Genomic DNA, 26,914 nt, shown 5'->3' with positions numbered 1-26,914 from the left:
CTAGCCTACGCAACTAACCGCCGAGGGAAACCAACTTGATAGACGGCGAGTCCACCTCATCGGTGACCAGTTCTAAGACCAGTTGGTTATTGGAATTGACGGCGTAGTGGAAATCGTGGTCCGCGGAAATCAGGTTGCGCAGTAGGTTATCGGCCCACACGGACGCGCCGTGGCAATCCTCGGCGGTCTCGTCAAACTCCACCTCATCGAAGTGGAGGCGGTTGCCTTCGCGGATGTTTTGGCGCTCATCATCGGTGGAATAGGTCACCTTGCCCACCATTTGGGCGCACCCGGTGGTGCCCACCATCGTGGATTGACCAAAGCTCAACGTGGGTGCCTGCGGGATGGACTCCGGGATGGTGGAGGCGGCATCCGGGGTGGTGTTGATGGAGACTACCTGCCACTGCTTGTCCAGGATCTGTTCATCGCCAGGGGCTTGGGGTTCCTCGTCGCCGGAACCACAGCCGGCCAGAAGTGCGGCGGCGCAGGTTGCGGCAATGGGCACTGCGGCCAGGCGGGGAAAGCGAGACATCATGCGCCCGCCTCCTGTTCTTCGGCTTGGCGCAGGCAGCCCAGGAAGGCCTGGGACCATAGCTGCACGTCGTGCTCGGTGACCTGCTGGTGCATGGTGAGCATGCGCTGGGTCATGGTGGAGGGGGCGTCGTCAAGCGCCTTGAGCGCGTTGAGCAAGGCGGCCTTGACGGACTCGATATCGAAGGGATTGCACAGGTAGGCCTGGTTGAGCTCATCGGCCGCGCCGGCGAACTCGGAGAGCACCAGCGCGCCCGAACCATCGTCGTGGCAGGCCACGTATTCCTTGGCCACCAGGTTCATCCCGTCCTTGAAGGGGGTCACCAGCATGACATCGGCCATGCGGTAGTAGCAGCGCAGGAGGCTCTTGGCCACGCCGCGGTGCTGGTAGTGCACCACCGGGTGACCTACGCGGGCGAAGCGCCCGTTGATGCGGCCAACGGCTTCTTCCACCTTGGAGCGGGTGGCCTTGTAATGGTCGAGGCGCTCGCGCGACGGCGTGGCGAGCTGCACCAGCGTCACCTCCTCCGGGTCGAGCGCGCCGGTGTCCAGCAGCTCCTCAAAGGCGGTCAGCCGCTGCAGGATGCCTTTGGTGTAATCGAGGCGATCCACGCCCAAGATAATGCGCCTGGGCGAGCCCAGCTCTTCGCGCAGCTTGGCGACGTCCCCCTTCTCCTCCCCAGTGAATGCGGCAAAGTCCTTCGCGGCGATGGAAATGGGGAAGGCACCCACGCCGATGGTGCGCCCCTGCGGCAGGCGAATATGCGCGGTGACCTCGCGGGTGCTGGCCTCGCCTTGTACGTCGAGGCCCTGGCGGCGGGCAAGCTCCAAGAAGTTGCGGGCATTGGCCTCCAGGTGGAAGCCGATGAGATCCGCGCCAAGCAGCCCGCGCACGAGCTCCTCGCGCCAGGGCAGCTGGCGGAAGAGATCGGCGGAAGGGAAGGGGATGTGCAGGAAAAATCCGATGGTGAGATCCGGGCGCTTCTGGCGCAGGATGCCAGGCAAAAGCTGCAGCTGGTAGTCCTGTACCCACACGGTGGCGCCTTCGGCGGCGACCTCGGCTACCTCGTCTGCAAAACGCAGGTTGACCTCGCGATAGGCGTGCCACCAATCGCGGTCATAGGTAGGGGTGACGATGAGATCGTGGTAGAGCGGCCACAAGGTGGCATTAGAAAAACCCTCATAAAAGCCCTCGAAATCGGACTCGGTGAGCTTGACTGGGTGCAGCAGCACGCCGGTATCGGTGCGGAAGGGCTCTGGCGCGGCATCGGCCACACCGGGCCAGCCCACCCAGCATCCCTGGTGTGATTCGAGGACTGGAGACAATGCGGTGACCAGACCGCCCGGCGAGGGCGTCCAGGTATGGCTGCCATCGGGCCGGGTTTCCAGATCTACCGGCAGGCGGTTGGCCACCACCACGAAGTCATTGCCACGCTCACTCATGGTGCAAGAATAACTTAAGACTTCTTAGTGGACTTCTTCGTTGCCTTCTTGGAGGCCTTCTTCGTCGCCTTTTTGGTGGCCTTCTTTGTAGCCTTCTTGGTCGACTTCTTCGTCGATTTCTTGGTGGACTTCTTAGTCGACTTCTTCGTGGACTTTTTGCTGGATTTCTTGGTGGACTTCTTCGGAGCGGCGTCGGCCTGCTCCGCCAGCACCTTCTTGTGCACCAGGCCCTTTGGCTCCACGCCCAGCATGGACATCAGGGTCACGCCGTCGAGGAAGTCCTGCGCATAGGTGGCCACGATGCGGCGGGCTGCGCGGGAGGTCTCCTCCTCAAGGGCGTGATTCTGGTCAGCCTGTGGGTGGGTGTCTTGGACCTTGGGTGGCACGACGTGTCCTCCTGAACGTTGTGGAAACTACTTAAGCGCTTGCAAGAAAAGCTATCAGAGCAAATATTGTACGCTACCGGCGGCGTTTAGGGCCGTTCGGGTCCGGATTCGGGGCCTGGCTGCTCCGGTTTCTGGGCGCGAAACGTTTCGGTGCCGGGCACGGTATAGGTGGTCTTCTCGCGCTGCTGCGGCTGCGCCGGCCACTGGGAATCCTCCGGCCACAGGTCCGCGGCCGAGCGGGTGTGTGGCGCATGGCTTTGGGACTCGTGGCGCGGGTGCTGCTGCGGCGGCTTCGGGCCGAGCTTGGGTGGTAGCTCCGGGCGATTGACGCGTGGGGCAAACGGGGACATCGGTACGCGCGGGATGCGCGGGGCCTTGCGGGCCAAGTGCGTGGCCTTGTGGAAGGAGAAGCGGCCGATGCGCTTAAAGGTGGAGTAAGGGCGGAAATACTGCGGGCGGCGCAGGCGGCGAGCCACGCGCTCGCCCAGTACCACGCCGGCGGCCAGGGCGCCGGAGATGGCCAGCGCCATCGCCATATTGGTAAAGCCGGTAATCATCTGCTCATTGAGAGAGGCGTACATGCCGCGGTAGAGCATGAGGCCGGGCAGCATCGGCGTATAGCCCACGATCATGGTGATAAGCGGCGGAATTCCCCAGCGGCGCGACATCAAACCACCGGCGAGGCCAACGACCACCGCGGAAAGACCAGAGGCAATCACCGGGCCGACGCCGAAGGGCACCACCACGAAGTAATAGAAAATCATGCCGGCTGCGGCCGTAAGGCCAGACATGGTGATCTCAATCCAGGCTGCGCCGCAGGCCAGCGCAAAGGCAGCAGAACCCGTGCCGCCGAGCAGCACTAGCAGTGGAATTTCGTGGTAGACCGGTGGGGCCAGCGTGGCCAGCGGCGGCAGGTTAAAGCCCAGCGAATCGGCCAGCTGGATGCCCACACCGACGCCGGCGATGATGGCGCCGGTAGATAGCAGCGCCTCAAAGAAGCGGGCGGAGGAGGTAACGGGGGCGCGCGTGATGCCGTCGACAAGCGATTGCACCAACGTCAGCCCCGCCACCAGCACGATGATGCCGGAGGCAATGATCTGCGTGGGCGAGAAATTAATGCCGAAGGAGGCTGCGACGTTGTACAAAATGGCGGCCGGGAAGACGGCGAAAAAGCCGCCGACCGCATTCTGATAAAAGGGCGGCAGGCGGTAATTGGCCAACCAGGCGTTCAAGCCCATGATGAACGCGGAGACCACAAACGCCACCACGCCGACGAGCAGGTCGCCGCCAAGCATCATGGAAATCAGGCCACCCATCGCGCCCCAGCCGAGCATGACCGTGGACGGCTTATAAGGCGCTGGCATGCGGTCGATCTCGTCTAGGCGCTGCTCCGCCATGGCCGGCGGCATCTGGCCGGAGTGGATGGAGCGAATGAGCTTATCGACGGCCGCGAGCTTGGAGAAATCCACGCCAATGCTCGGCACCACGCGGAATACATGCAGGTTTTGGCGCTGCTCGCCGGTGCCGATGGTGGTGTGGATGGTGATGGTATTCATCAAGATATCCACGTGGCAGTAGTGCAAGCCATACGACGACGCTGCCAGGTGCACCTGGGCGCGCGCATCCGAGTTGGCGGTGCCGGCTCCGATGAGGATTTCACCAATGCGAGCGGCGATCTCCATAACGCCGGTGACTTGGGCGGCGTCATGGAGATTGACCGGAGCGAGTGGGGATGGCGGCGGTGCGGCTTTAGCCGCGTCGATGATGGCTACCTGGCCCGAGGAAGCGCGCAGGCGCTCCCGCATAGCGGACAAAAATGACACGGAAATAACCCTCGAAAAGCGCTGGGAATGTGGGATTGATTCTGCCTGAACTTTAGCCCCTGCACCCTGTCAATGCATAGATGGGGGACCGGCTTTCCCCTCGGCGGCGGTGCTCGGGTACTATGCAACGAGCGGGATTTCTCCCGCGGTGCTGGAGTGGCGCAATTGGTAGCGCAACGCACTTGTAATGCGTAGGTTGCGAGTTCAAGTCTCGTCTCCAGCTCAAAAGGAGGCTGGGCCCCGGTGTGGGCCTAGCCTTCGGTGGTTTTTGAGGGGGCGTCGATAAGTCGAAAAAGCCGGTCGACCATGCGCTGGCGGTTAGCGGGGGATAGCTTGCGCTGGTTGAGGTGATCGTGCACCCACAGGCCGGTACTAAGAAGCATGATCAGCAGATTATCCTCGTCCGTCTCGGCGGCGGAAGGATCGACCATCCAGCGCGCATCCACCTCGGCCCACTGGGCGGAAAAATCCGGGTGGGTCTGGGAATGTACACACATCAACAGCTTGATGAGCGGATCATTTTTGCCCATCGACAATACGAGCGCGCGGGAACGCTCGGCCCAGCTGAGCTCGCTTGCCGGGTGGCCGCCGGCCAGCTTCTCGAGTTCTGCTTCCCAGCGTGCGGCGCAAAATCCATGGCAGTCTACGAGCAGGTCGTGGCGGGTAGGGAAGTGATAAATGAGTCCGGACTTGGACATGCCGGTTGCTTGCGCCAGGGAGTCGTAGGTCAAGCCAGAGACATCCTCGGCGGCGATGATGTCGAGCGCAGCTTCAAGGGCTGCGTTCTTTTTGTTGAGTCGCGGCATAGGGATCTCCTGATTTCGGGTTATCGCGGAAACACCAGGCGGTTATCGCGGCTAGGAGCAAGGCGAAGCAAGCTAGGCCGCCGATGGTGGAAAGATATCCGGCATTGTAGGCGCTCGCGGCGGCCGCGTGGGAAACGGGGTGATACAGCGCGTCGGTACCTAGTTCTGCGAGGTGAGGAGGCAGTTCGCGGGCCATGAGCAGCGGCACGAGGGTGCCAGTCAGTGCAATGGAGAGCAGGGTGCCGAATTCATAGGAGACCGCTTCTACACCCGAGGCCATGCCGGTGCGATGAAGCGGAGCGGCATTGATGATGGCGGTGGAGGACACGGACATGGCCAGGCCCGCGCCTAGGCCGGTGAGCACGAGGGCGGAGACGAGTAGGGGAAGCGTCTCACCCCGGCTCACCACCACCAGGGCCATGCCGGCGGCCATGAGCAAGAATCCGCCGCTAATGAGTGGGAGGAACCCCACGCGATGCAAGGTGGCACCACCCAGGATGGAGGTAGGGATGGCAGATAGAGCCATGGCGGAGATAATGAGGCCGGCGTGGAGGGGTGAGAGGGCGTCGACAAGCTGGAGCTTTTGGGTACTTAACAGCTCCAGGCCGGCGAGGCCGAACATGGCGCCGCCCGCCGTTAGGGCCCCGCCGCTGAAGATGCGGGAGCCAAAGATGTCGAAGGTCAGCAGGGGATCTGACAAGCGAGCCTGGCGGCGGCCAAAGGCGAGCGCGCCGCAGATGAAGACGATGCCTGCGGCAGCGCTCACCGGCCAGTTGTGTGCCAGGGATTTAATGGCCAGCACTAGGCTGGCGAGAGTGATAAGGGAATACAGGGACGAGGGGAAGTCCCAGTGTTTTAGGGGGTTCGGAGCGTTTGGCGGGGCAAGGAACAAGGTCAGCACAATGGTCACGACCACAACCGGGACATTGAGCAAAAAGACCGAGCCCCACCAGAAGTGCTCCAAAAAGAAGCCGCCCACGGTGGGGCCAGCCGCCGCGCCGATGACGGCGACAGAACCCCAGATGCCAATGGCCGTGTTGCGCTCCACCTCATCGGGAAAAGTCAGGCGGATAAGCGCCAGGCTAGACGGCATCATGATGGCGGCGCCGCAGCCCAAGAAGGCGCGGCCTAAGACCAGCGTCCAAGCGCTGGGGGAATACGCGGCGAGCAGGGAAGCGCCGCCGAAGACGGCCAAGCCGATGAGAAACATCCGCCGGTGGCCGGTGCGATCGCCCAGCGTGCCGGCGCCAAGAAGGAGGCCGGAGAGCACCAACGCGTAGGCGTTGATAATCCAGAGTTGCTGGGTATCGGTGGTGTGCAATTGCTGCGATAGCTGCGGCAATGCGGTGTAGAGGATGGAATTATCCAGCCCAACCATGAGTAACCCCAGAGAGATGACGGCGCAGAAAGACCACCGCTGGGCGGCCGTGGAGGCCGCAGCGGCGTGGTCTTGTGCGCGGGGCGGGTGGATACTCATAGCGCAGTAAACAGTACCAAACAGTACCGAACGGTCGTTGCAGTTTGCAGCTCAAGATAGGTTAGTATTGCCTTCCTCACAGCGGGACGCAGTATGTGAGTGTATAGGAGAAGAGTGGACTTTCCTGCGGTCTAAGTAGCACAGTGGTATTAACACCAATTAAGAGTTAAGGATGATTTTTAATGGCACGTAACTATGCAGAACAGCTAGTTGACACCCTGGAAAAGCAGGGTGTCGAGCGCATTTATGGCCTCGTCGGTGACTCCCTGAACCCGATCGTGGATGCCGTTCGTCGCTCCTCCATCGAGTGGATTCACGTCCGCAACGAGGAAGCAGCAGCCTTCGCTGCCGAGGCAGATTCCCTGACCACCGGCAAGCTGGCCGTATGTGCCGCATCCTGCGGCCCGGGCAATACCCACCTGATCCAGGGCCTGTACGACGCCCACCGCAACGGCGCCAAGGTGCTGGCACTGGCTTCCCACATCCCATCTCGCCAGATCGGCTCCAAGTTCTTCCAGGAGACCCACCCAGAGGCAATCTTCCAGGAGTGCTCTGGCTACTGCGAGATGGTCAACTCCGCTGAGCAGGGCGGCGTTGTCCTGCACCACGCCATCCAGTCCAGCATGGCCGGCAATGGCGTATCCGTCCTCGTTATCCCGGGTGACGTTTCCATGCAGGACGCTGAGGATGACTCCTTCGTCGAGTCCAAGATCTCTGCTGGCCGCCCGGTCGTCTTCCCGGATCCGGCCGAGGCCGCTGCCCTGACCCAGGCCATCAACGAGGCTAATTCCGTGACCCTCTTCGTCGGCGCCGGCGTCAAGGACGCCCGCGAGCAGGTGCTCAAGCTGGCCGAGAAGATCAAGGCTCCTATCGGCCACGCCCTGGGTGGCAAGATGTACATCCAGTACGAGAACCCGTTCGACGTAGGCATGAACGGCCTGCTGGGCTACGGTGCGGCACACGAGGCCACTCACGAGGCTGACCTGCTCATCCTGCTGGGTACCGACTTCCCGTACAACGACTTCCTGCCGGATGCCAACGTGGCACAGGTGGACATCAACGGCTCCCACATCGGCCGCCGCACCAAGATTTCCTACCCGGTTACCGGTGACGTCGCCGCCACCATCGAGAACATCTTGCCGCACGTGGACGAGAAGAAGGATCGCTCCTTCCTAGACAAGATGCTTAAGAAGCACTACGGCAAGCTGGAGCACGTCGTTGAGGCTTATACCTCCAACGTGGACAAGCACACCCCGATCCACCCGGAGTACGTTGCTGACCTCATTGACAAGAATGCCGATGAGGATGCCATCTTCACCGTCGATACCGGCATGTGCAACGTGTGGGGCGCTCGCTACATCACCGCCAACGGCAAGCGCGAGCAGATCGGCTCCTTCCGCCACGGCACCATGGCCAACGCCCTGCCACAGGCACTGGGTGCACAGGCCGCTAACCCGGGCCGCCAGGTCATCACCTTCTCCGGTGACGGCGGACTGTCCATGCTGATGGGTGAGCTGCTCACCGTGAAGCTGCACAACCTGCCTATCAAGATGTTCGTGTTCAACAACTCTTCCCTGGGCATGGTCAAGCTGGAGATGCTGGTGCAGGGTCTGCCGGAGCACGAGACCGACCACGATTCCGTCAACTTTGCCAAGATTGCAGAGGCTTCCGGCATCAAGCACTTCCGCATCGAGGATCCGAAGGACGCACCGGAGCAGATCAAGAAGGCGCTGGCTTATAACGGCCCGGCTCTTATCGACGTCGTTACTGACCCCAACGCCCTCTCCCTGCCACCGACGCTGACCATCGAGCAGCTCATGGGCTTCTCCAAGGCTGCCACCCGCACCGTTCTGGACGGTGGCGTTGGCCAGATGATCACCATGGCAAAGTCCAACCTGCGCAATATCCCGCGCCCGCAGGACTTCTAAATAGCGCTCTGCGCTAGCTGCCACGCCCTTCCTCACCTGGGGAGGGGCGTGGTTTTCTTTTGCGCCGAGCAGGCCGAGCATCCACGTTCACAGGATTCAGGCAGAAACTCTTCAGTAGGCTGGAAAGCAAGCGTGCCATGATGACGTGTTAGAAAATCACAACCTTTAAGGGAGTCTGAGGAGAACATGGAAGACACTAAACTCGCCAAGGTTCTTGTCGTCGATGACGAACCCAATATTGTGGAGCTGCTTACCATATCGCTGAAGTTCCAGGACTTCGAGGTTTACAGCGCCAATTCCGGTAACGAGGCGCTGCGCATTGCCCGTGAAGTAAACCCAGATGCCTACATCCTGGACGTCATGATGCCGGGTATGGATGGCTTCGAGCTGCTGGGCAAGCTGCGTCAAGAAGGCCTGGACGGCCCGGTGCTCTACCTCACCGCTAAGGACGGTGTGGACCAGCGCATCCACGGACTGACCATCGGCGCGGATGATTACGTGACCAAGCCATTTAGCCTGGAAGAAGTTATCACCCGCCTGCGCGTCATTATGCGCCGCGGCGGCGCGGCGGAAGAATCCACCAACGACGCCACCATGAGCTACGCGGATCTAACGCTCAATGATGACACCCATGAGGTCACCAAGGCCGGTGAGCTCATCGAGCTTTCGCCCACCGAGTTCAACCTCCTGCGCTACCTGATGCAAAACAAGGAAGTGGTGCTGTCTAAGTCCAAGATTTTGGACAACGTGTGGCACTACGATTTCGGCGGCGATGGCAACGTGGTCGAGTCCTATATCTCTTACCTTCGCCGCAAGATCGATACCGGCGAGACGCAGCTGATCCACACTGTGCGCGGCGTGGGTTATGTGCTGCGCACCCCGCGCTCCTAAAGTGCTTAAGTGATGGAAGATTCACAGGAGACCCAGGACCAGGCGCCTGCACCGGCGGCGGCGCGCCCGCAGTCCATGTGGCATGAGGGCCTGGGGCAAGGCGAAGGGGAGGGAAAGTCCCCCAAGCGGCGGATGTTTTCCCAGATTCCACAGGCCATGCCGCTGCGGACGTGGCTGGTCATCCTCCTCGTCGTGGTCTCCGGGCTCGGCATTACGGGCTCGTCCTTTGCGGTGAATTCCATCATGCGCAACGTGCTCTTCAACAACGTCGATGATGAGCTGCGCTCCGCGTCGACCACATGGGGGCGCGATATCAGCAATGACTTTTTCATCGGCGATCACACCAAGCGCCCGCCTACCGAATACGTGGTGCTGAACTACCTGCCCGATGGCACCATCCGCTACTCGGGACCATCGTCGACTACCCCGAATGCGGAGAAGATCCCGCTCGGCGGCTACCCCACCACCGTGGGGTCCATCGAGAACAACACCAAGTGGCGCGCGCTCGCCTTCGCGGATTCCAACGGCGTCATCACGGTCATTGCCAAGGATATGACCCACGAGAAGGAAATCCTGCACGGCCTAGCCATGGTCCAAGTGACCATTGCCGCCATCGCCCTGGCTGCCATTGCGGCCGTGGGTTTCTGGTTTATCCGCAGGGCGTTGCGGCCGCTGCGGGTGGTGGAAAAGACGGCGTCAGAAATCGCGGCAGGTGACCTAGACAAGCGAGTTCCCAAGTGGCCGTTGCACACCGAGGTGGGCCAGTTGGCCGCCGCACTCAATATCATGCTGGGGCAGCTGCAGCGCTCCGTCGTGCGCGCGCAGGAGAAAGAGGAACAGATGCGTCGCTTCGTCGGCGATGCCTCGCATGAGCTGCGCACGCCGCTGACCAGCCTGCGCGGCTATACCGAGCTCTATCGCTCGGGCGCCACCAAAGACGTGGATCTGGTCTTTTCTAAGATCGATGATGAGTCCAAGCGCATGTCCCTGCTGGTGGAGGACCTGTTGGCTCTTACCCGCGCCGAGGGGACGCGCCTAGACCTGCACCCCGTAGACCTGCTGGAGCTGGCCCTGTCCGTGGGCTCTTCCGCGCGTGCCGCCTTCCCCGGCCGCGAGATTAAGGTGGCCAATGATGCCAAGTCCATCCCGGTGGTCAATGGCGATGCCAGCCGCCTGCATCAGGTGCTGCTCAACCTGGTGACCAACGGCATCCGCCACGGCGGCGAGGATGCCGCGGTGACGCTGCGCCTGCGCCGCGAGGCCAATGATGTACTGGTCGATGTCAGCGATGATGGCAAGGGCATGTCCCAGGAAGATGCGGCGCATATCTTCGAGCGCTTTTACCGCGCCGATACCTCGCGCACCCGCGATACCGGCGGCTCCGGCCTGGGCTTGGCCATCGTCCACTCCCTAGTGGAGCAGCACGGTGGCAGCATTAGCGTCGACTCCGAGCTCGGCCGCGGCACCACCTTTACGGTGCGCCTGCCCGCGCTTGCCGACGCCCCCTCTGAGCCCTAGTCCTCCCGAACGCCGTCCTCGTTGCAGCCGAGGTGCTGACGGATGCGGGCGGCCGCCTCATCCATCGCGGCATCGTCTGTGTTATCGGCGTCGAAGGCCTTGGCAAAGTCATACTCTTCCATCTTCTCGGTGGGGAAGAGGTGGATGTGGGTATGCGGGACATCGAATCCGGCGATGATGTAGCCGGTGCGCGGGGTATCAAACGCGGTCTTGATAGCGCCGCCGATTTCCAGGGCGACCTCGTTGAGGTGGGCCCAGGTCTGTGGATCCAGGTCGGTCCACTTATCTACTTCCTCGATGGGCACGACCAGGGTGTGGCCGTAACGCAGCGGCTCGATGGAGAGGAAAGCCACGCAGGTCTCATCGCGGTAGACAAAGCGAGCGGGTAGTTCACCATTAATGATCTTTGTAAATACAGAAGCCATGTGTGCCAGGCTACCCGCTGGTTATGATGGTGGGCATGCGCATTCTCGTAATTGGTTCGGGCGGCCGTGAACACGCCCTTGTCAAGGGCCTGTCCGCCGACCCCAAGAGCACCGAAATCCACGCCGCGCCGGGCAGCGCGGCCATGTCCACCCTCGCTACCGTCCACCCGGACTACTCCCAGGTAGATGACGCTGATCGCATGGTGGAGCTCGCCCAGAGCATCGCCGCGGACCTCGTTGTCATCGGCCCTGAGGTTCCCCTCGTCGCCGGCGTGGCCGATGCCCTGCGCGCGGCCGGCATCGCTGTCTTCGGACCTAGCAAGGAGGCAGCCCAGATCGAGGGATCCAAGGCCTTTGCCAAGGACGTCATGGAGTCCGCCGGCGTCAAGACCGCCCGCGCGGAGCAGCTGCGCCCAGGTGCGGGCGAGGAAGACATTGAGGCCGCGCTCGACCGCTTCGGCCCGCAGTTCGTGGTCAAAGACGACGGACTGGCCGGTGGCAAGGGTGTCGTGGTCACCCCAGACCGCACCGCCGCCCGCGCCCACGTCGATGCCGTCCTCGCGGCCGGCAACCCGGTGCTGCTGGAATCCTTCCTCGACGGCCCCGAAGTCTCTCTCTTCTGCTTAGTCGATGGCGAGACCGTTGTCCCGCTGCTCCCAGCCCAGGACCACAAGCGCGCCTATGACAACGACGAGGGCCCCAATACCGGTGGCATGGGCGCCTACACCCCGCTGCCGTGGCTGCCGGAGGACGGCGTGCAGCGCATCGTGGACGAGGTCTGCACCCCTGTGGCCAAGGAGATGGCGCGCCGCGGCACTCCCTATTCCGGTCTGCTCTACGCTGGCCTGGCCTGGGGCGAAGAAGGCCCGGCCGTCGTCGAGTTCAACTGCCGTTTCGGCGATCCGGAGACCCAGGCAGTGCTCTCCCTGCTCAAGTCCCCGCTGGCTGAGGCCCTCCACGCCACGGCCACCGGCACCCTCTCCGAGCTCCCGCCGCTGGAATGGGAGGATGGCTTCGCCGTCATCATCGTCATGGCGGCCGAGGGCTACCCGGCTTCCCCGCGCAAGGGCGATGCCATTTCCGGCGCCGCCTTGGACGATCCGCAGCGCGTCCTCCATGCCGGCACCGTGCATACCGACGGCGCCTACCGCACCGCGGGCGGCCGCGTGCTCAGCGTGCTGGGCAAGGGTGCCACGCTTGCCGACGCCCGCGCAGACGCCTACGCCACCGTCGACGACATCGAGTTTGCGGGTGGCTTTGTGCGCCGGGACATCGGCAAGCGAGCAGAAGACGGTGAGATTTCTCTCTAACCCTTCACCCCGCGGCGGGGCAGGCATGGAATAATAGCCACGTGGCTGAAAAGAAGAAGATTTCCAACGTCCTGTCCTCCCGCTATGCCTCCGCAGAGCTGTCCAATATCTGGAGCCCGGAGCATAAAATCATCTTGGAGCGCAAGCTCTGGATTGCGGTCATGCGCGCCCAGAAGGATCTGGGCGTAGATATCCCCGCCAAGGCCATCGATGCCTACGAGGCCGTGGTAGAGGACGTGAACCTCGAGTCCATCGCGGAGCGCGAGCGCGTCACCCGCCACGATGTGAAGGCCCGCATCGAAGAATTCAATGCGCTGGCCGGCTACGAGCACATTCACAAGGGTATGACCAGCCGCGATCTCACCGAGAACGTGGAGCAGCTGCAGATCCACACCTCGCTGGAGATCATCCGCGATAAGGCCATCGCAGTGGTCTCCCGCATCGGCCGCCACGCCGCCGAGTACCAGTCCCTGGTCATGGCGGGCCGCTCCCACAACGTGGCCGCGCAGGCCACCACCCTGGGCAAGCGCTTCGCAACGGCCGGCGACGAGATGTTGCTGGCCATCGAACGCGTCGAAGATCTCTTGGCACGCTACCCGCTGCGCGGCATCAAGGGCCCGATGGGCACCTCCCAGGACATGCTGGATCTCATGGGCGGTTCCGAGGACAAGCTCGCCTCCCTGGAGACCGCTATCGCGGATTACCTGGGCTTCCACCGCATCTTCAACTCCGTGGGCCAGGTCTACCCGCGCTCCCTCGACTTCGACGCCATCTCCGCCCTGGTGGAGCTCGGCGCCGCCCCGTCCTCGCTGGCCACCACCATCCGCTTGATGGCCGGCAACGAGACCGTCACCGAGGGCTTCAAGGAAGGCCAGGTTGGCTCCTCCGCCATGCCGCATAAGATGAACGCCCGCTCCTGCGAGCGCGTCGGCGGCCTGCAGGTCATCCTCCGCGGCTACCTCACCATGGCCGCAGACCTCGCTGGCCAGCAGTGGAACGAGGGCGATGTTTTCTGCTCCGTCGTTCGGCGCGTCGCGCTTCCCGATGCCTTCTTTGCCCTCGACGGCCAATTCGAAACCTTCCTCACCGTCCTCGACGAGTTCGGTGCCTTCCCGGCCATGATCGACCGCGAACTGGAGCGCTACCTGCCCTTCCTGGCCACCACCCGCATCCTTATGGCGGCCGTGCGCGCTGGTGTGGGCCGCGAGACCGCCCACGAGGTCATCAAGGAAAACGCCGTGGCCGTCGCACTCAATATGCGCGAAAACGGCGGCGAGCAGGACCTAGTCCAACGCCTCGCCGCCGATGACCGCCTGCCCATGGACGAGTCCGACCTCGAGGCCGCCCTGGCCGATAAGCACGCCTTCATCGGCGCCGCCGAGTCCCAGGTCAGCCAGGTGCTCAACCGCATTAACGCCCTGGTAGGCGAGCACCCCAAGGCCGCGGCCTATACCCCGGGCGAGATCCTTTAAAACGAGCCGCGCAGGGCGCCTTCCTATCGCGGTGCGCCCTACCTGTCGCAGGGCGCCCCTGTCGCATTTCGCCCCACTTTTCGCATTTCGATCAAATAAGCCCCGAATTCCACTGAACTGGCCCCCGAAAGTTGGACTGGTTTAATTCTAGGCGGTTAGGGCTTCAAGGGTCTGATTTCGATATTGCATCGGGGTCAGACCCTTGAGTCGTTGTTGGATGCGTTCGGTGTTGTACCACTGGATGTACTCGTCGATGGCCTGGTTGAACTCTGCGACGGTGTCGAAGACTTCTCCGTGGTACATCTCGGTTTTCAAGTGCCCGAAGAAATTCTCCATGACCGCGTTGTCGTAACAGTTGGCTTTACGCGACATTGACTGAACACCACCGTTGTCATGAATCAGGTTGCGCCAGGACGAATGCTTGTACTGGAAACCTTGATCGGTATGCATCATCCACCCAGGCTCAGGCGCACACGTTTTAATCGTCTTAGTTAAAGAATCGGCGGTAAACGCTGTCGACGGCGATGTAGCCACGGTGTGGGCAACGATTGAACGGTCGAACAGATCCATCACCGGTGACAGGTAGACCTTGCGGCCTGCGACCCTGAACTCGGTGACGTCGCTAACAAAGACGGTATTTGGCTTATCTGGAGTGAACTTGCGGTCAAGTGTGTTGTCGGCAATGTGGCTGATCGTCCCGTTATAAGAAACATATCGCCTGCGCTGGCGGACCTTGGCTCGAAGCCCCATCTCGCGCATGAGTTTGTAGACGAGCTTGTGATTGACCACCCACCCCTGGTTGCGCAGGTCAAGTAGCACTCGTCGGTAGCCATAGCGATGCTTGTTGCGCTCGAAGCTTTCCCAGATCGCGTCTTTGAGCGCAGCGTGCTTATCCGGATCGCTGAGTCGTTTCTGGTGATAGAAGAATGTCGACCGTGCCATGCCGGCCGCATCCAAAAGGTAGTGCAGACGATGCCGTGACTTGAGGATGACAATCGCCTGGACCTTCAGGCGTGTCCCTGATTCCTCAAGTCCCGCAATTTTTTTAGATATGCGTTTTCCGCTTCCAACCGCGCGATCTGGCGACGCAGCTTCGCTTCCTCCGAAAGCGGCTTCGGCGTGCCCGAACCCTTGGGCCTGCCCTTCGGCTTCGGTTTTAGTGCCTCATCGCCACCTTTACGCCATTTCCTCGACCATCCGCCGACCAAGTGCTCTGATGACAGGCCAAACTCGCGCGCAAGATCCATCGCTGTCTCACCAGAAAGGTGGCGTTGGACAACTTCGGTCTTGATTTCGAACGAATACTGCTGCTTAGTCGGTTTTTCCACAAGACATAGTCTGCCATGCAGCTTAAACCGACGACAGAGCATACGGGCGGCGTATGTGGAGACACCAAGAGCAGTAGCAGCGGCACGATAGCCCACGCCTTGCTCAAATAGTTCAACCAACTGCTCCCGCTGATGCTCACTCACCAAACTTCGAGCTCTCAATGAAAACTACTCCCCACTAATCGGAAACTGATTTCTCAGTCCAACTAATGGGGAGCAGTTCACACGCGGATTTCGGGGCTTATTTGATCGAAACGTGCTCGCTACCCCTGGGCGCTAGAATGAAGGTCATGCGACCTGAGCTTTCTTCTTATACCCATCTTGCCTCCGGCAAGGTCCGCGATATCTACGATGTAGACGAGAACACCCTGTTGATGGTGGTTTCGGACCGCATCTCGGCCTACGACCACGCCCTCGAACCGGCCATCCCGGACAAGGGTTGCGTGCTGACCGCAACCTCGAAGTTCTTCTTCGACTCCATCGATTTCCCCAACCACCTGGCCGGCCCGCTCGATGATGAGCGCATCCCCGCCGAGTGCCTCGGCCGCGCGATGGTGGTCAAGAAGCTGGATATGCTGCCCTTCGAGTGCGTGGCCCGCGGCTTCCTCACCGGTTCCGGCCTGAAGGAGTACAAAGCCAACGGCACCGTCTGCGGTATCGAGCTGCCGGAGGGCCTGGTTGAGGCTTCCCGCCTGCCCGAGCCCATCTTCACCCCGGCCACCAAAGCAGAACAGGGCGAGCACGATGAGAACGTCTCCTTCGACTACGTGGTGGACAAGCTGGGCGCAGAGCGCGCCGAAGAGCTGCGCGCGGCCACCCTCCGCATCTACTCCGAGGCCGCCGCGCTCGCGGAGGAGAAGGGCATTATCCTCGCCGATACCAAGTTTGAGTTCGGCCTAGACCAAGACGGCACCCTCGTGCTGGCCGATGAGGTCCTTACCCCAGATTCCTCCCGCTACTGGCCGGCCGATTCCTACGTGGAGGGCGAGGTCCAGCCGTCCTTCGACAAGCAGTACGTGCGCAATTGGCTGACTTCCGACGCCTCCGGGTGGGATCAAGCCGCCGACGGCACCCCGCCCCAGCTTCCCGGCGACGTCGTTTCCGCCACCCGCCTGCGCTACATCGAGGCCTATGAGCGGCTTTCCGGCGAGCGCTTTGCGGACTTCCTCTCGCCCGAGGCCTAGCTCTCGCTCTACGGGGCGCCACGCGTACAGTGGGGCGGCATGAGCAACGAGAATCTTTCCGCCCCCGTGGCCGCCGTCCACCCCGTGACCCGTTCCTTCCACGGACGCGAGTTCGTGGATAACTACGAGTGGCTGCGCGATAAGGAATCCCAGGAAACCCTGGATTACCTCAACGCAGAAAATGATTACACCAAGGCGAAGACCGCGCACTTGGATGAGATGACGGAGAATATCTTCCAGGAGATTAAGTCCCGCATCAAGCAAACCGATATGTCCGTGCCTTCTCGCCGCGGCGATTACTGGTACTACGGCCGTACCGAGGAGGGCAAGAGCTACGGCTATTCTTGCCGGCTCCCGGTAGAGGAGGGGGCTGACCCATGGACTGCCCCGGTTATCCCAGAGGAAGGCACCCCGGAAGGCGAGGAGATTATCCTTGACGCCAACGCGCTGGCGGAGGGCAAGGACTTCTTTGCCCTCGGCGCTGCCTCCATCTCTGATTCCGGCCGCTACCTGGCCTATTCCGTGGACTTCGCCGGCGACGAGCGTTTTGAGCTCTATATTAAGGACTTGGAAAGCGGCGCGCTTCTCGACGACCACCTCAAGGGCATCTTCTACGGCGCCACCTGGGCCGGTGACGGCTATATCTTTTACACGACCGTCGACGAGGCATGGCGCCCTGACGCCATCTGGCGCCACAAGGTCGGTACCGCGCAGTCCGAAGACGTGCAGGTGTTCAAGGAAGAAGACGAGCACTTCAACGTCGGCATCGGCAGCGCTCGCTCCGATAAATACCTCTTCCTTGGCGTGAGCTCCAAGGTGACTTCTGAGGTGTGGGTCCTCGAAGAAGACAACCCCGAGGGTGAATTCCGCCTGCTGTGGGAGCGCGAATCTGGCGTGGACTACGACGTCGATCACGCCGTCGTTAAGGGCGAGGATTACTGGATCGTCACCCACAACGCCACCGGCCCCAACTTCGAGGTCGGATATACCAAGGCCAAGGATGAGCTGCCCACCCTACGTGACCTGCCGGCGCTCTTGCCGCACGAGGAGACCACCCGCATCGAGGGCGTGGACACCTACCGCGATCAGATTGTGGTGGGCTACCGCCGCGGCGGCATCGGCCGCGCCGCCATCATGCGTGTGAACGACGGCTTTAGCGAATTCGAAGAGCTCAACTTCGACGAAGAACTCTTCACCGTGTCCGTATCCGGCAACCCCGAGTGGGACGCACCGGTGCTGCGCGTGAGCTACGTGTCGTTCACCCAGCCCTCCCAGCTCTTTGATTACCGCGTGGATACCGGCGAATTTACTCTCCTCAAGGAGCAGGAGGTTCCCGGCGGTTATAACCCGGATGACTATGTGGCCTACCGACTGTGGACCACGGCTGCCGACGGCACCGATATCCCCGTATCCATTGTCCACCGCGCCGACCTCGACCGCACTCAGCCGAATCCGACCCTGCTCTATGGTTACGGTTCCTATGAGGTCAGCGTGGATCCGGCATTCTCCGTTACCCGCCTGTCCCTCATGGACCGCGGCATGATCTTCGCCGTGGCCCATGTCCGTGGCGGCGGCGAGATGGGCCGTACCTGGTACGACGACGGCAAGATGCTCAAGAAGAAAAACACCTTCACTGACTTCATCGATGTCGCCGATGACCTCATCGCCCGCGGGGTGACCACCGCTGACCAGATGGTGGCCGAGGGCGGTTCGGCCGGTGGCATGCTCATGGGTGCGATTGCCAATATGGCCCCGGATCGCTTCACCGCCATCCAGGCCGTCGTGCCGTTCGTCGATCCGCTGACCTCCATTCTCATGCCGGAGCTTCCACTTACGGTGCCTGAATGGGAGGAGTGGGGCGACCCGTACCACGACCCAGAGGTTTATGACTACATGAAGTCCTACTCGCCGTACGAAAACATCGAGGCTAAGGACTACCCGGACATCCTGGCCATTACCTCGCTCAATGACACCCGCGTGCTCTATGTTGAGCCGGCCAAGTGGATCGCCCAGCTGCGAACGACGGCCACCGGCGGCGAGTTCTTGCTCAAAACCGAAATGGCCGCGGGCCATGGCGGCGTGTCCGGTCGCTATGAAAAGTGGCGCCAGAATGCCTTCGAGTACGCGTGGACCATCAACAAGGCCACCGGCTTGGAGAAGTAAAACCCGGATAGGGGGCCAACGCGCGAATCCTAAATTCCTGTGCGATAATTTTCCTTATGAATGGCCACCTTCTGGTATCTATCTCCAGCATCTTTGATGACACACGGAAGCAGGCTAGCCGGCTCCTCTCGATCCTTGATCGGGAGGAGATTCCTGTTTCCCTGCTGATTGCCCCGCATATCGACGGCAACTGGCACCTCGCCAAAGACAAAGACACCAAAAAGTGGCTCCAAGACCAAGCCGATGCCGGCCGCGTTCTTATCCTGAACGGTTTCGATCGCTCGGTGCAGGGCCGCCGCGCGGAATTCGCCAACCTCGATTCACACGAGGCGAAGTTGCGCCTCGCCGGAGCTACCCGCCAGATGGCCAAGATTGGCTTCGAGCCCACCATCTTTGCGCCCCCTCGCTGGCGCATGTCGCCCGGCACCTTGCAGGTCTTGCCGCAGTTCAAGTTTGAGGTAGCCGCCTCCACCCGCGGCATCCTCCAGATTAATTCCGGTAAGTTCCACCAAGCCCGCAACCTTTCTTTCGGTGAAGGCTTTGGTTCCGCCAAGTGGTGGCGCAAGAACATTATTCGCGCTGCTGAGCGCTCCGCCCAGCGCGGCAATACGGTCCGCCTTTCGGTTTCCGGCCGCAACCTGGATGACCGCAAAGTAATCAATGACTTCGTCAAAGCCGCCGACCGGGCCATCAACGCCGGCGCGACCCCTGCCGATTACGGCGCTTACCTTCCAAAATAGCCTGCGCATTCCCTCGTCAGAGGATCCGCGGAGCAATAAGCACAGCTTCGCGATTTTCGTCCATATAAACGCCCATTTCCGTCGACGGTTGCGGTGGTTTATATGGACGAAATCGTTGAAATCACAAAAATTAAGACCCCGCCGCTTGGGATTTATCCAAAAGCGAGCGGGGTTTGCGTTTGTGGGAGGTTAGCGCTGCAGGCTAGTGATGAAGTTCTTCACTTCCTTTGGCAGCATGACCCAGATGGGGGCCGGGATGGCCTTGTGGAGGTTGCCGGTCACGGCGAGGAAACCAGGGATGGCGACAAGGCCGACGATGGCCGCGATGGCGGCGGCGATGCCTGCGCCGACGGAGCTGGTGCTGGAGCTAGAGCCAGAGCCGGAGGCAGGCTTATTCGGCTTTTCAGAAGGATGATCGGAGGGCTTGTCCTCTGGCTTACCTGGCTCATCGGAGGGCTTGTCTGAAGGGGCATCCGGCTGGCCGGCGGAGTCGTCCGCGCCGAGGGTGAAGCCGACCTTGACCGGGTCGTGGTCGGAGGCGCGGAATGGGGAGTCATCGTAGAAGTCCACGATGTTGTAGTTGCGGCGGGAGTATTCGAAGGCGACGGGTTCGTCGGCGTTGATGTTCCACACTTGGGCGTCGTCAAGCGTGCCGGTGGCAACCTTATTGGCCAGCACGTGGTCGAGGGTGCCAAGCAGGCCGGAGAACTGGTAGGAAGGGTCAGCCTCGTACTTTTCGGCAGGGACGGTGAAGCCATCGTTGCGGAAGACATCGAGCGCGGTCTCGTGGGTGTAGGTATTGAAATCACCCAGGGCGAATAGCGGCTTGTCCTTCCAGTCCTCCTGCTTGTGCAGCGCATCGAGGACGGCCTGGGCCTGCGCGTTGCGAACGTTCGGGTTATTGCCCTGGCCGTCGCCGGAGTCGGCGTCGCCCTTGGCTACCGAGCCCTTGGACTTGAAGTGGTTGGCCACGGCAACGAAGGATTCCTCGCCCTCCTTCAGCGGTTGGAATTCTTGGGCGAGCGGTTCGCGGGCGGTGCCGGTGAAGCGATCATCCTGGAAGATGCGGGATTCGCCGACGGGCTTGACCACATCCTTGTGATAGATGAACGCGGTACGGATGACGTCCGGGGAGTCCGGTACGGCGTCCTGGGAAGGCGAGGGGACAAAGGCCCACTTCTCGGAACCGGCGGCCTCGTTGAGCTTTTCCGTCAGGTGCTTGAGCGCCTTATCGCGCTGGGCGAAGTCACCGGTAACGGCGTAGCCATCTTCGATTTCGGAAAGGCCGATGACGTCGGCATCGAGGCCGTTGATGGCGGCGACGATCTTGCGTTCTTGGTCCTCGAGTGCCGATTGGGTATAGGCGCCGCGGGTCTTACCGCGGTTGACGGTGACCTTATTGCCCTCGCGGTCGGTGTAGGCGCTGCCGCCGAATTCCTCACCGAGGGAGGTGAAGTAGTTCAGCACGTTGAAGGCGCCGATGGTGTACTCGCCCTTGACGTCATCGATGGCGTGTAGCTCGGCCGCGCGGGAGTCCTCCCAAGAGATGGGCAGGTCTGCGCCCTTGGTGTTGCCGGTGACCGGGGTGGTGGGCTGGAAGCGCCACTGCTCATGAGAGAAGCCCACGATGACTGGGTGCTGGAAAGTCACGGTATCGGTGGTGCGCAGGGACTTGATGGTCTGGGCATCATCCTGGGCGATATAGGGCAGTGGAGTGTTCTGGTCGGTCTTGAGATAGTCGCGGGTGCGGCCATCGTCCAGGGCGACCAGCTTATCGGCGTTGTCCTTGGTCAGCTTCTGAATATCGGAGTTGGGTTCCGTGGAGGGGGAGAAGATATCGGAAGGCTGACGGAGGGCTTCCTTGCCGGGGGCGAGTCCGACCTCGCCGTACTGGTTGAGCGAGTAGTTATTGGTCACGGTGTGCTCGCCGGGCTGGATGAGCATGTGCTCGAAGGGCTCACGTGCCTCGTTGCCATCGGGAAGTTGGTCTACCTTGAGCGGGGTGACCTTCTCCAGCGGGGTATCGAGCTGCGTGACCGCGGAGGCGGTGATTTGGGTGGAACCGTAGAACTCGGAGACCTTGCCGGTGACCGCGACGGAATCCGCGAGGGCTGGGTATTGGTCGGCCGGCTTATCGCCCATGTACACGAAGAGGGCCTGGGAGGCGTCGGTAGTCTCGGCGCCGGTGCCGCCCGTCTGGATGGTGAAGCCATTGAGTCCGCCTTCGGACCACACGCCGGTGACGACGCCCTCGGTGGCCACGGTCTGGTCCTTGAGCGGGGATTCGGCGCCGGTGCCCTGGATATCGGCGATGGCAGTGACGCCCTCGGGAGCAGGCTGCTCGGGCTTTGCCGGCTCCTCAGGCTGCGGGGCGGGGGCCTCGTTACCGGAGTTGGTCGGGGTAGGGGCGCCGCTGGTGAAATCGGCGGCGTTGTCATCGCTATCGGTGCCCTCGGCGTCGCGGGAGGCGGACTTGGCATTGGACAGGCCCGCGGCGGCGGTGCCTTCCTTGAGGGAAGCGGCGCCGTAGCCGATGGCATCGATGGGGGTGCCGGTGGCGTCGGCAAGCTGCACGGAGCCCTTGGAGCCGGACATGTTGAGGCTGCCCTCGGCATCTGGGGCAGGCAGGGCCTCGCCCGCGCCATTGCCGGCCGCGCCTTGCACCAGGAAGTAGCCGTGCGGGGCGATGGTGCCGGAAAGCGCCACCTTGCCGCCGGTATTTCCGGAGGCGGAGAAGTACTCCACGGTGTAGCCGGTCAGGTCAATCGGGGCATCGGTGGGGTTATAGAGCTCGATGAAGTCATGGGTGAAGGCAGCGCCCTTATTGCCGCCGCCCCCGTAGACCTCGGAGATGACTGCGGCGGAGCCATCGGTGGCGGCCGTGGCGGTAGGAACGGCAAGGGCGGCAGAAGACAAGGCGGTGGCAAGTGCCAGCGCGCCGAGGCGGCGAGAAGACATAGATTCAACCTTAAAAAGAGAGCGACAGTGTGCGTTGTCTATTAGTAGAGCGCCGCGCCGGGCCAGGCTGGAGAGCGCGCCGAAGTTTGCCAGAGCGTCGTTTGGGGTTCACGTAGAGTTTGCTCAACCGGGGTGAAACCCACACTGCGGGGGTGAGTCTAGGTAAAAGGCGGGGGTGCCAACTAAACTAAGCCGCGCAGACCAAAGCCCCATACAGTAAGGCAAATATTTCATGGCTCGTGTAGTTGTCAATGTCATGCCCAAGGCGGAGATTCTGGATCCGCAGGGTCAAGCCGTCGTCCGCGCGCTGGGTCGCATCGGGGTATCCGGTGTCAGCGATGTGCGCCAGGGAAAGCGCTTCGAGCTCGAGGTCGATGACTCCGTCACCGCAGATGACCTAGATAAGGTAGCCGCCACGCTGCTGGCCAATACCGTCATCGAGGACTACGAGGTTGTTGGGCTGGAGGTCAAGTAAGTGACCGCCACAATCGGAGTAATCACTTTCCCCGGAACCCTGGATGATGTGGATGCCGCTCGCGCTGCCCGCACCGCCGGCGCAGAGGTCAAAAGCCTCTGGCACGCAGATACCGATCTGCACGGCGTGGATGCGGTAGTAGTGCCGGGCGGTTTTTCTTATGGTGACTACCTGCGCTCGGGCGCGATTTCCGCGCTCGCGCCGGTGATGCAGTCCGTTATTGATCGTGCGAAGCAGGGCATGCCGGTGCTCGGCATCTGCAATGGCTTCCAGATCCTTACCGAGGCGGGCCTGCTGCCAGGCGCGCTGACCCGCAATAAGGGCCTGCACTTCCACTGCACCGATACCTACCTCGAGGTGGCCAATTCCACCACCGCGTGGACTAGCGAGTTTGAGCAGGGCCAGAAGATCCTGGTGCCGGCCAAGCACGGCGAGGGCCGCTTCCAGGCCGGCGATGATGACATCGCCCGCATCGAGGGCGAGGGCCGCGTGGTCTTCCGCTATACCGATAATTACAACGGTTCCGTCAACGGCATTGCCGGTGTGAGCGATGAGTCCGGCCGCATCGTGGGCCTCATGCCGCACCCTGAGCACGCCATTGACACGCTAACCGGCCCATCCACCGACGGACTGGGACTTTTCGTATCCGCCATCAAGGCCGTCGCCCAGGCGCCGGCGGTTTAAGGAGGCCACTTTTATGACCGTTCATAATGACACCGTAGAAAAGGCGCAGTCCACCCCGGACGAGCAGCAGCCCTACGCGGAACTCGGCCTGAAGGACGACGAGTACCAGCGCATCCACGATATCCTGGGACGCCGCCCCACCGATGCGGAGCTGACCATGTACTCCGTCATGTGGTCCGAACACTGCTCCTATAAGTCTTCCAAGACGCACCTGCGTTACTTTGGTGAGACCATGACCGAGGAGATGGGGGAGAAGATCCTCGCCGGCATTGGTGAGAACGCCGGCGTGGTGGATATCGGAGACGGCAACGCGGTGACCTTCCGCGTGGAGTCCCACAACCACCCCTCCTACGTGGAGCCTTACCAGGGTGCGGCCACCGGCGTGGGCGGTATCGTCCGCGACATCATGGCCATGGGCGCTCGCCCGATTGCCGTGATGGACCAGCTGCGCTTTGGGCCTGCCGACGCCCCTGACACCAAGCGCGTCCTTCCCGGCGTGGTCTCCGGTGTGGGTGGCTACGGCAACTCCCTGGGCCTGCCCAATATTGGTGGCGAGACCGTCTTTGATGAGACCTATGCCGGTAACCCACTGGTCAACGCGCTGTGCGTGGGCACCCTCAAGGTCGATGACCTCAAGCTGGCCTTTGCGTCCGGCAAGGGCAACAAGGTCATGCTCTTCGGTTCCCGCACCGGCCTGGATGGCATCGGCGGCGTGTCCGTGCTGGCCTCCGATACCTTCGAGGACGGTGCCGAGCGCAAGCTTCCGGCCGTACAGGTGGGCGACCCCTTCGCAGAGAAGGTCCTCATCGAGTGCTGCCTGGACCTCTACCACGCGGGCGTGGTCGTAGGCATTCAGGACTTGGGCGGCGCGGGCCTGGCCTGCGCCACCTCGGAGCTGGCTGCCTCCGGCGATGGCGGCATGGAGGTCAACCTCGATAACGTGCCGCTGCGCGCGAAGGACATGACCGCGGCCGAGATCCTCGCCTCCGAGTCCCAGGAGCGCATGTGCGCCGTTGTGGCTCCGGAGAACGTGGCGAAGTTCCGCGAAATCTGCGAGCACTGGGATGTCACCTGTGCTGAGATTGGTGAGGTCACCGAGGGCAACCATCTGGTCATCCGCCACCAGGGCGAGGTCGTCGTGGATGCCCCGGCCGGCACCATTGCGGATGAGGCTCCGGAGTATGACCGCCCGTATGCCCGCCCGGAGTGGCAGGACGAGCTGCAGAAGTACCAGGGCACCGACAAGCGCGGCCTGGTTGAGTCCCTGCAGAAGCTCGTGTCCTCCCCGGCGCTGTGCTCGCGCGATTTCATCATGAACCAGTACGACCGCTACGTGCGTGGCAATACCGTCCAGGCCCACCATGCGGATGCCGGCGTGCTGCGCATCGATGAGGAGACCGGCCGCGGCGTGGCCGTGTCCGCCGATGCATCCGGCCGCTACACCAAGCTGGATCCGAACATGGGCGCCCGCCTCGCGCTGGCTGAGGCCTACCGCAACGTCGCCGTCACTGGCGCTAAGCCGGTCGCGATTACCAACTGCCTAAACTACGGCTCCCCGGAAAACCCCGACGTGATGTGGCAGTTCCGCGAGTCTGTGCATGGGCTTGCCGACGCCGCCGTGGAGCTGTCCATCCCCGTCTCCGGCGGCAACGTCTCCTTCTACAACCAGACCGGCGAAGAGCCGATCCTGCCTACCCCGGTGGTGGGTGTGCTGGGCGTTATTGATGACGTGCACAAGGCCATCGGCAACGAGCTGGGCACCGTAGGTGAGAAGGAAGTACTTATCGCCCTAGGTGAGACTAAGGACGAGTTCGGCGGCTCCATCTGGCAACAGGTGAGCGCCGATACCTCCGAGGCTTCCTCCCTCAATGGCCTGCCGCCACAGGTGGACATGGCCAACGAGAAGCGCCTGGCCGAGTTCTTCCACGGCAATGAGCTGCTCACCGCGGCGCATGATATCTCCGAGGGCGGCCTTGCCGTTACCGCCTTTGAGATGGCAAAGCGCGCCGGTGCTACTGCCGACGGCGCCGGCCTCGGCCTCAACCTAGACCTCACCGCGGTCCACGAGGACGAGTTCGTCGCCGCCTTCTCCGAGTCCGCCTCCCGCGTGCTCGTGGCCACCACCGCCGACCGCGCCGATCAGGTCCTCGCCCGCGCCGGCGAGCTGGGCATTCCTGCCGCCATCGTTGGCGAGACCACCGAAACCGGCGCCCTTACCCTCGGCGGCGAGTCCGTCGCCATCTCCCAGCTGGTCTCCGCCTGGTCCGCCACCCTGCCGGACCTCTTCGACCACGCTGTGGGCGCTAACTCCGTGGTGGAGTAAACCGCTCTCCATTCCTCGTCGCTCGAAGGCGCGGATACGCGAAAAGCCCAGCTTCGGCTGGGTTTTTCTTGTTTTGTTCCATTAATCCACCGCTGCAACCGCAGCGTTCGTCGAGCGTTACGTAACGAGGCCCTTGAAGGCCTCTGCCTACGCCCGTACACTTACGGTATCGTAAGTTATCCGTTGCGGGTCAGTGGAAGGGACGTACCGCCGTGGCACAGATTCATGCGAATAGCGCGCCGGGGCCGGGCCTTGTCCAGCGCACTTATTGGATGGCCGATCGAGGGCCAAGGCCGCTAAGCCGTGGCTGGGGACATGCGATTGCAGCATTGCTGTCGGTGATTGCCTCCACCGTGCTCATTACCTATGCGTGGATGACGCTGCAGTGGTGGCAGGGGCTTGGTGTAACTGTTTACGGAGTGGGGCTGGTCGGGCTTTTCGGCGTCTCGGCGCTCTACCACCGCTACCCCTGGGCTAGTGCGCGTGCCGTGCAGTGGTGGCGGCGAGCGGACCACGCGACCATCTCGGTGTTTATTGCCGCGACATATACGCCGCTATGCCTTATCGTGTTATCGCCGGTACAGGCGGCATGGATGCTAGGCGTTGCCTGGGGTGGGGCCATTTTGGGTGCGGTGCTCAACTTGGTGTGGATTAACCACCCGCGCTGGTTGGACGTGGTGGTCTACCTAGCGCTGGGCTGGCTGGTGCTGCCGCTTCTGCCCACGCTGTGGGCGCAGGCGGGGGCCGCTGTGGTCTGGCTGCTCTTTGCCGGCGGCGTGGTGTACTCGCTAGGCGCGCTGGTCTATGGCTTTAAGTGGCCAGGGCGCAACGCGCGTTACTACGGCTACCACGAGCACTTCCACACCGCGACCATCGCGGCTGCGGTGGTACACCTCGTGGCGGTGTGGATGGTCGTCGTCTAGGGGTAGGGCGACATTAGCAGGTCTATCTCCTCCACCCAGGAATTGCCGGACTGTCTGTAAACTCCTTTTTAAGTGTAAGGGGGTACACATGCTGACGCCGCTACGGTGGGTATTCACCTAGGAGTC

General features: G+C 62.2%; 20 protein-coding genes, 1 tRNA gene and 1 pseudogene. 13 read left to right on the top strand and 9 right to left on the bottom strand.

The features are described 5' to 3' along the window. Positions 1–13: 13 nt before the first annotated feature. The 4 genes from BJ985_RS06555 to thrE all read right to left on the bottom strand — a co-directional run bounded on the left by BJ985_RS06555 (position 14) and on the right by thrE (position 4,183). Positions 14–535, bottom strand: a complete 522-nt coding sequence (locus tag BJ985_RS06555) for an META domain-containing protein (protein WP_179386965.1) — start codon at positions 533–535, stop codon at positions 14–16. Then, on the bottom strand, positions 532–1,974 hold the full coding sequence (locus tag BJ985_RS06550) for an alpha,alpha-trehalose-phosphate synthase (UDP-forming) (RefSeq protein WP_179386964.1): 1,443 nt from the start codon (positions 1,972–1,974) through the stop codon (positions 532–534). Before BJ985_RS06550 ends, BJ985_RS06555 begins: the two co-directional genes overlap by 4 nt. Before the next feature lie 14 nt (positions 1,975–1,988). Next, a complete protein-coding gene (locus tag BJ985_RS06545; RefSeq protein ID WP_005325749.1) occupies positions 1,989–2,360 on the bottom strand; it encodes a hypothetical protein in 372 nt (123 codons plus the stop codon). Between the two features lie 86 nt (positions 2,361–2,446). After that, positions 2,447–4,183 carry a threonine/serine exporter ThrE gene (thrE, locus tag BJ985_RS06540; RefSeq protein WP_179386963.1) on the bottom strand — a complete coding sequence of 579 codons (1,737 nt, stop codon included), beginning with the start codon at positions 4,181–4,183 and terminating at the stop codon, positions 2,447–2,449. Positions 4,184–4,333: 150 nt separating this feature from the next. On the opposite strand from thrE, the gene BJ985_RS06535 reads away from it, so the two are divergent. After that, positions 4,334–4,406, top strand: a tRNA-Thr gene (locus BJ985_RS06535). A gap of 28 nt (positions 4,407–4,434) precedes the next feature. On the opposite strand, the gene BJ985_RS06530 is transcribed toward BJ985_RS06535, so the two are convergent. Beyond that, positions 4,435–4,989, bottom strand: a complete 555-nt coding sequence (locus BJ985_RS06530; protein ID WP_179386962.1) for a TetR/AcrR family transcriptional regulator — start codon at positions 4,987–4,989, stop codon at positions 4,435–4,437. Next, positions 4,955–6,466, bottom strand: coding sequence for an MFS transporter (locus tag BJ985_RS06525; RefSeq protein WP_179386961.1), 1,512 nt, complete (start codon positions 6,464–6,466; stop codon positions 4,955–4,957). The genes BJ985_RS06530 and BJ985_RS06525 overlap by 35 nt, the downstream gene beginning before the upstream one ends. A gap of 182 nt (positions 6,467–6,648) precedes the next feature. Between BJ985_RS06525 and BJ985_RS06520 the strand changes: the two genes are divergently transcribed. The 3 genes from BJ985_RS06520 (at position 6,649) to BJ985_RS06510 (ending at position 10,803) form a co-directional block, all read left to right on the top strand. Then, a complete protein-coding gene (locus BJ985_RS06520) occupies positions 6,649–8,394 on the top strand; it encodes a pyruvate dehydrogenase (RefSeq protein WP_179386960.1) in 1,746 nt (581 codons plus the stop codon). A gap of 186 nt (positions 8,395–8,580) precedes the next feature. Next, positions 8,581–9,285, top strand: coding sequence for a response regulator transcription factor (locus tag BJ985_RS06515; protein WP_179386959.1), 705 nt, complete (start codon positions 8,581–8,583; stop codon positions 9,283–9,285). Positions 9,286–9,297: 12 nt separating this feature from the next. Further along, the gene (locus tag BJ985_RS06510) at positions 9,298–10,803 is read left to right on the top strand and encodes a sensor histidine kinase (protein WP_179387595.1); all 1,506 of its coding nucleotides are present in this window, start codon (positions 9,298–9,300) and stop codon (positions 10,801–10,803) included. On the opposite strand, the gene BJ985_RS06505 is transcribed toward BJ985_RS06510, so the two are convergent. Further along, complete coding sequence (locus BJ985_RS06505) at positions 10,800–11,228, bottom strand: HIT family protein (protein WP_005330004.1); 429 nt, start codon at positions 11,226–11,228, stop codon at positions 10,800–10,802. The genes BJ985_RS06510 and BJ985_RS06505 overlap by 4 nt on opposite strands. Before the next feature lie 35 nt (positions 11,229–11,263). Here BJ985_RS06505 and purD point away from each other — a divergent pair, with 35 nt between their 5' ends. Next, complete coding sequence (gene purD, locus BJ985_RS06500; RefSeq protein WP_179386958.1) at positions 11,264–12,538, top strand: phosphoribosylamine--glycine ligase; 1,275 nt, start codon at positions 11,264–11,266, stop codon at positions 12,536–12,538. 41 nt (positions 12,539–12,579) lie between these two features. Beyond that, positions 12,580–14,010: an adenylosuccinate lyase gene (purB, locus tag BJ985_RS06495; RefSeq protein WP_005325782.1), complete on the top strand. Its 1,431-nt coding sequence runs from the start codon at positions 12,580–12,582 to the stop codon at positions 14,008–14,010. A 147-nt stretch (positions 14,011–14,157) separates the two neighbouring features. Here the strand turns inward: purB and BJ985_RS06490 are convergent. Beyond that, a pseudogene (locus tag BJ985_RS06490) lies at positions 14,158–15,454 on the bottom strand (IS3 family transposase). Positions 15,455–15,628: 174 nt separating this feature from the next. Here BJ985_RS06490 and BJ985_RS06485 point away from each other — a divergent pair. From BJ985_RS06485 to BJ985_RS06475, 3 genes are read left to right on the top strand one after another with little or no spacing between them, the layout of a single operon-like run. Further along, complete coding sequence (locus BJ985_RS06485; RefSeq protein ID WP_179386957.1) at positions 15,629–16,522, top strand: phosphoribosylaminoimidazolesuccinocarboxamide synthase; 894 nt, start codon at positions 15,629–15,631, stop codon at positions 16,520–16,522. 39 nt (positions 16,523–16,561) lie between these two features. Then, positions 16,562–18,685, top strand: a complete 2,124-nt coding sequence (locus tag BJ985_RS06480) for a S9 family peptidase (RefSeq protein WP_179386956.1) — start codon at positions 16,562–16,564, stop codon at positions 18,683–18,685. 56 nt (positions 18,686–18,741) lie between these two features. Next, positions 18,742–19,425: a DUF2334 domain-containing protein gene (locus BJ985_RS06475; protein WP_005325788.1), complete on the top strand. Its 684-nt coding sequence runs from the start codon at positions 18,742–18,744 to the stop codon at positions 19,423–19,425. 189 nt (positions 19,426–19,614) lie between these two features. On the opposite strand, the gene BJ985_RS06470 is transcribed toward BJ985_RS06475, so the two are convergent. Further along, positions 19,615–22,383: an ExeM/NucH family extracellular endonuclease gene (locus BJ985_RS06470; protein WP_179386955.1), complete on the bottom strand. Its 2,769-nt coding sequence runs from the start codon at positions 22,381–22,383 to the stop codon at positions 19,615–19,617. A gap of 232 nt (positions 22,384–22,615) precedes the next feature. On the opposite strand from BJ985_RS06470, the gene purS reads away from it, so the two are divergent. From purS to trhA, 4 genes are all read left to right on the top strand, one after another. Next, positions 22,616–22,858, top strand: coding sequence for a phosphoribosylformylglycinamidine synthase subunit PurS (purS, locus tag BJ985_RS06465; protein WP_005325790.1), 243 nt, complete (start codon positions 22,616–22,618; stop codon positions 22,856–22,858). Further along, a complete protein-coding gene (purQ, locus tag BJ985_RS06460; protein WP_005325791.1) occupies positions 22,859–23,542 on the top strand; it encodes a phosphoribosylformylglycinamidine synthase subunit PurQ in 684 nt (227 codons plus the stop codon). A gap of 13 nt (positions 23,543–23,555) precedes the next feature. Then, on the top strand, positions 23,556–25,865 hold the full coding sequence (gene purL, locus BJ985_RS06455) for a phosphoribosylformylglycinamidine synthase subunit PurL (RefSeq protein WP_179386954.1): 2,310 nt from the start codon (positions 23,556–23,558) through the stop codon (positions 25,863–25,865). A gap of 212 nt (positions 25,866–26,077) precedes the next feature. Continuing rightward, entirely contained in the window at positions 26,078–26,788 is a 711-nt protein-coding gene (gene trhA / locus BJ985_RS06450; protein ID WP_179386953.1) for a PAQR family membrane homeostasis protein TrhA, read from the top strand. Positions 26,789–26,914 lie beyond the last annotated feature (126 nt).

Source organism: Corynebacterium tuberculostearicum (assembly GCF_013408445.1).
GTDB lineage: Bacteria > Actinomycetota > Actinomycetes > Mycobacteriales > Mycobacteriaceae > Corynebacterium > Corynebacterium tuberculostearicum.
Note: the sequence above shows the minus strand (reverse complement) of the source record. Positions and strands in the feature narration are given on the sequence as shown.